At 39.1% G+C, this 5,819-nt stretch carries 3 protein-coding genes and 1 pseudogene; 1 reads left to right on the top strand and 3 read right to left on the bottom strand.

The features are described from left to right. Positions 1–1,321: 1,321 nt before the first annotated feature. Positions 1,322–2,686 carry an MFS transporter gene (locus PVV68_RS09510; RefSeq protein ID WP_273721855.1) on the bottom strand — a complete coding sequence of 455 codons (1,365 nt, stop codon included), beginning with the start codon at positions 2,684–2,686 and terminating at the stop codon, positions 1,322–1,324. A gap of 423 nt (positions 2,687–3,109) precedes the next feature. Between PVV68_RS09510 and PVV68_RS09505 the strand changes: the two are divergent. Beyond that, a pseudogene (locus PVV68_RS09505) lies at positions 3,110–3,703 on the top strand (tyrosine-type recombinase/integrase); the annotation flags it as partial. Here PVV68_RS09505 and PVV68_RS09500 read toward each other — a convergent pair. Both PVV68_RS09500 and PVV68_RS09495 read right to left on the bottom strand, forming a co-directional pair. Beyond that, positions 3,695–4,264, bottom strand: coding sequence for an MFS transporter (locus PVV68_RS09500; protein WP_273721853.1), 570 nt, complete (start codon positions 4,262–4,264; stop codon positions 3,695–3,697). The pseudogene PVV68_RS09505 and the gene PVV68_RS09500 sit on opposite strands and share 9 nt — an antisense overlap. Before the next feature lie 701 nt (positions 4,265–4,965). Next, positions 4,966–5,819: DUF2087 domain-containing protein (locus PVV68_RS09495; protein WP_273721851.1), on the bottom strand; the 854-nt coding region annotated here is incomplete at its 5' end.

Below are 5,819 nucleotides of genomic sequence, written 5' to 3'. Positions count from 1 at the left end.
AACAAAACGAGGGGTTGAGAGGATATGCGCCTCTGATTTCTCAATAGTATTTGTGAATGTGTGCAAAAATACCAAGACAGAGTTTACTCCATTATTAAGTCAAGAGATTGATTTACAAAGTTGGTTTTCTCCCCATATCATCAAATGATGAAGATTCCTACTCATGCAGGTTTGTAAATAATCAAGCTTTTTTGGTGGACACCATCTGCTGATCATTTGTATGGTTTACTGAGGCTCTAAGGGCGTGGACTACCTTGAACCAGACCTTATGGTGAGCACTCTGAGATGGCTCAGTATATCTTCCCTCCGCTGTGAAAGAAACGAAATCGAGCGTAATAGGGTAGGCAAACATTATTCTTTCTGACGCAAGGTGAGTAGGTGAAAAGCGTATAGATACGTCATTATGCGCAGAAAGGACTCTCAAAAATTAAACCTAAGCTCAGCTCCTCTTCTTTTACAATATCTCTTGCATTATCCTATGTACAATCCGCATATATATCCTTATCTTCGCACCATCCCTTGACCACAATCCCCATCCTTTTTTGACCATCCTACGCCCTTAGAGGGGCCTAGTTGCTTTTGCAGAAATTGCCCACTGAGGTCCGAAGAAGGAGATGGCAGCGCGGAAGGGAGAAACGCGTGTAACAACTCAATTGCAAATGTTATGCCATAGAATTATTGCGTGTTATCAATAGGTAAAAAACTAAACCTCCATGATGAGAGAGATGTTATGGCAAGGGGATCATTGCCATATTTATCCGTAATACAAAGAAAAACTCTGTACACTGTAGTGGGTAAAACGATCACATAATTTATCCTAGAAGAAAATAGAAGAGGTGAAATATTATGGTGATGGCAGAATGCCTGAAAAAAGAAAAGGGCAATGTCATGTAAGAATAGAACTATTTTTTATCAGAATTCAAGAAGGAACACACTCAGATGCTGGTCGTCGTGGTACGTTTTTTCTAAAATTTTCTATTATGGCTGATCCATGAGCTCTAAGATATAAATGAAAGAGAATATACCACATTAAAAATTAAGCGCGTATGAAGGAAAAAACAAGGAAGCACAAGAACGTTTGTGTGAAATCGCAATCTTAGCTTATTTAATTTCTACTAAATCACAATCAAGCACTATAGGATATTCAGTCGTTTGAAAAAAGGATTTTATTTTTTTAGTGCTTGAGGAGCTTGCCTGTTCAGCGCGCTTTCATAAAAATGATAAAGGCTGAGGCAAGGTCGTTGATGGTCTCTAACAGTGCAAATATTATATGATCTCTTATAGAGCATTGCAAATGTTATGCGTTTTTCAAACAAATATATCACAAATTGGAGTTCTTCTCTTTAGGTGATAAGGAGAGTGCGAGGCAAAACAGTAAAAATGCAGAGATAGAGGAGAGGAAGAATATGAGATATGTTTGATTTAAGGAAAGGTATTCCTCTGTCAGTGAATGGAGTAAATAGCCAGCAAATACTCCCCCTAAGGCTCCGCCTATTTGCTGTAATATGCGTGTGATAACCGCTGTATCTTTGACGTATAAACGATTGACATATTGGATGGGCGCGGATAGGCATACAATGGTGGTAATACCAAGTCCTACGCCTCTTAGCAAGAATCCTAGTCCATCTATGCTTATATGATAGCCAAAGCATAATAACCCAAAGCTTGATATCACCAAACCAATGCCGATCATGAAAAAGGGAGATTTTTCTTTCCATTTCTGGTAAATAAATTTTCTTCCAATCCATGCTCCTACCCCTTGCAGCGCAAGGACCGCGCCGATGATGAGAAGGCTATTTTCATGGCTTTCTTCTATAGTGGTGGCTAATGGGAAATAAACCATAAAGCTGTAAAAAAGAAATGAAGCAATAAGCCCCATGATCATAAGCAATGTGTAGCGTGCATTTGTAAATCCGCTAAAGACGATTAATTTGTTTTTTGCGTTCTGATTAAAAACAATAAAGCATATGAGAGAGATCACCGCTATAAGTGCTAGGATATATACGGTGTTGTTGTTGTTTCTATTTGCGGCTTCTGTGAGATAAAAAAATGAAATAAGGGATATGGAAAACGCTAAAAATGCAAGTAGGTTAAATTTTGTTTTTGCTGTTTCGTTGGTTTTTAAATATTTTGCTCCAATGGCGACTGCCAAGAAAATAAGCGGAATATTGATAAAAAATAACAAGCGCCAAGATACATACTGAGTAAGTGATACACCTACCAGTGGACCAAAGGCAGGAGCAAAAACTGTTGGTACGGCTATGGTGCCCATGGCTTGGCGCACCCGTTCTTGTCCAAATTGTAAGGCAATAATGGTTTGGCTTAGGGGCAACAAAAGACCGGTTCCAAAACCTTGAATGATACGAGCAGATATAATGGTTTGAAAGTCATAGCTTAATCCTACCCCCAGTGATCCAAGCATAAAAATGAAGTTTGCAAGGAGCCAAGTCTTTTTAATCCCTACGCTTCCCTGTACAAAAGCTGCTAGCAAAAGCCCAGGAACAGTAGCGAGAAAATAGGATGTTACAACCCATTGTATATTATTTTCATGCGCTGAAAAATAATGAGCGAGCTTGGGGAGAATGACGTTGACAATACTTCCGTCTAGTAAGGGAAGTATACTGGAAATAATGACGGTATAGATGACACACTTTTCTGATTTGCTATAGGAATCTTTCTTTTGCATTCTTATGTCCCCTGAAGATAGTCTAATATTGGTTCTGCTCCATAAATCACAGGTTTCGAGAATTCACATGTGTTTATGATGACACCGATATCGGGATGAATGAATGTGTTGGGAGTGCCGATGGTCCCCTTGTGTACAATCCCTCTTCCTCCAAAATAAAATTATCAGTTAAAAGCTGATTTCCATGAGTTTATCGAGCAGTCTGTTTGCTGTCAACTCTCTCTGTATGAGAGTAAAAATATACACGGGCAAGGCATTGATTTATAATGATAATTTAGCGTTATTCATATTGAGTGAGAAACCCGAATAACGTAAGATTCTCTCATTTCAAATCTGTGTATGTTGCATCAATCGAAATCACTTGCTTGCACGTCAAAAGCGGGGCTGGTGTGTGGGTAAAAATTATATAAGAAAGGATTAAAAATGGCTCTTATGAACCGTCTTAATGCAAGATCTGTCGCAACATTGGGGGCTGGCAAATATAATGATGGTGCCGGCTTGTTACTTCATAAGCGTAAAGATGGAGGTGCTCAATGGCTTTATCGTTATACCATTCACGGACGTCGTCGCGAAATGGGCTTGGGGGCTTTAAGAGATGTCTCTTTAAAACAAGCACGTGAATATGCAAACCAATGGCGTTCTGTTTTACGTGAAGGTCGTGACCCCATTAAAGAACGTGAAAAACAAAAACGTGAAGCAATGCGTAATCTCCATTACTTAAAAGATATTGCACTAGATGCTTTTGAAAGCCGTAAAGCTGAATTAAAAGGGGATGGAAAAGACGGAATCTGGTTTACACCATTACGCCTTCATATTCTCCCTAAATTAGGTTGTCTACCGGTTTCAGAGATTACCCAAACAGAAATACGCAATGTTCTTGCGCCCATTTGGCATACAAAAGCTACAACAGCAGAGAAAGCATTGAATCGTCTCAAACTTTGTCTCAAACACGCGGCTGCCTTAGGATTGAATGTTGATTTACAAGCAACAGAAAAAGCACGCGCGCTCTTAGGAAAATAACGCCATAAAACGCAAAGTTTTCCAGCTATGAATTGTAAGCAGTTTTCTAAAATCAAAAAAATGTATTTTATTGCGTGTGTTGGTATCGGGATTGTTTTTTAATGTACAATTGAGAAGGAATAACAAACAAAAGATAAAGCCAACAAGACTAAACAATAAAGGAGGATGAACTTTGAAAATCAGCATTCCAAGCAAGGGACCTATGGCAGTTCCTATGTTGGAAAAAATTAATCTTGTCGATAAAATACCAACTTTTTCAGCTGTTGAGACGTTTTTTACTAAAAAAGATTTTGCGGCAGGAAGATATATACTGCTTCCTAGCCCAATGAAGACACAGCAGAAGAGCAGGAGGTAAAAGTTATACGTAAAACAACAATAAGATAGCCTGGAATTCTTATAGCTAAACCCAAAAGCATGTTTTTTTTGATATGCACATAATCGGAAAATATGCCTCCTAAAAGAGAGCCTGCTCTTTGACACCAAAAAGCAATACCAATGATGATACCCACTGAGAGAATTCAATTTGCTTAAATAGATCGCTAAAAAAGGAACAACCATAAAGACTCCAACATTGCTTAGCAAACTCGTTATGAGAATGAGTTTTATACTTGCTTTGAAATGAAGGAGTTTATGTAACATTTCATTTTTTGATCATAATATTTATTTTATTTGCTTCTGAGAGGGCATTTAATAGAGCTGTTTCTGAATTTGTTCTTGTGGTCAATAAAATACCAACACATGCTGATTGGTCTCTTAAATGAAGAATTTCTTTTCCCAGTAAGGCGCATGGGGAGAGAATAGTTATCTGGTGCGCTGCATGTTTTAAGTGCATTTGCTCAAATATTCTAGTTTTTTTGCATAGAGAAGTACTTGCCCTACACAGATTTGGGGTATCAATTCTATACAAAATAGTTCAGGCTCTCTTCCACATGCACATTCTAAAAATCTGTTGTAGATATTGGTGTTAAGAGCTTGGCAGGGTGCTTCACCGATTTGTGCTCTTCCTAAACGAGGTTTTATTTCGACAACTTCAAAGTCCTCTTGTGTGACGATAAATTCCCTCTGTGTACTCTCTTTATGAGAGGAGAGAGCGGAGAAAGGATCTTTTTAATCCATTCTTCGCCCCCTGTAATTCCAGACTGTTCTTGTCTTAAGGCAAAGTTGTTGCGCGTTCTACCCATTCCTTAAAGAATGATTATCAGATTTTACTTTAGGTATTCAGTTTTTTTTAATTTTTGTCTCAAAAGGTTTCGTGTTTCTTAGCGCACGCGTTGATATTTGCCACCATGGCGTTGTAAAAATCCCCTCTCAACAAGAGTGCGTCGTAATCTGGCAAAATCTACCGTAAAGAGGTTGCATATGTTGGAAATTTCCCTTTCGCTATAAATTTTTTCCTTTTGAAAGGCTTGGGCAATTTTTTGCAGCATTTCTTCTGTTTCTAAGTGGCGGTCGTTTAAATTTTCTCTCTTGCGCACATTTTTATCTTCTAGTGATTTCCAGAGTGTTCCTTCGGCTAGAAATCCTTCTGTTGTATTTTGAATAAGACCAAGATTCAAAAGACGGTTGATGGATTTATGAATGGTTCTGGCATCACAATCGACAGTTTTTAGGATATCAGAAAGATTTTTTGCACCAAGGATAATGGCAGCGTAAACAGTCCGCAATGTCGGTGAGGTCATGGCAGAGATCAGTGAATTGCGGGTATTGCGTTTGTGAAGAGTTTCTTGTCCCATGGGCAAAAGATCATTGCGAATGGGCAGTTCATTGATTTCTATGAGTTCTGCTTGGAGTGATTGTGCGCGTACAATTTGTTCTGCAGGGGAGCGTTTGCGAATGATACCAAGACCACTTTGGCGATATTTGTGGTTTTCTGGGAGTGTTAAAGCCTCATAAGATCGATCAAGGCGGTAGAGAATTTCCTCCCACAAAGGGGTTCTGACGCGGCGAACGCGTTGTTCACTATTGAGGGCAACCGTTGTTGTCATGGTTGGTTCATGCAGACAGAGATAACCACCAGCGGTGATGTGTTTCCAAAGCGTGGTAACAAATCGCACATCATCTGCGGGCGTTCCAGCATCAATCCAAGCAAAATCTATTGGTCCCCAAGATTTGA

It is taken from the genome of Bartonella sp. ML69XJBT, from assembly GCF_028618515.1.
GTDB lineage: Bacteria > Pseudomonadota > Alphaproteobacteria > Rhizobiales > Rhizobiaceae > Bartonella.
Note: the sequence above shows the minus strand (reverse complement) of the source record. Positions and strands in the feature narration are given on the sequence as shown.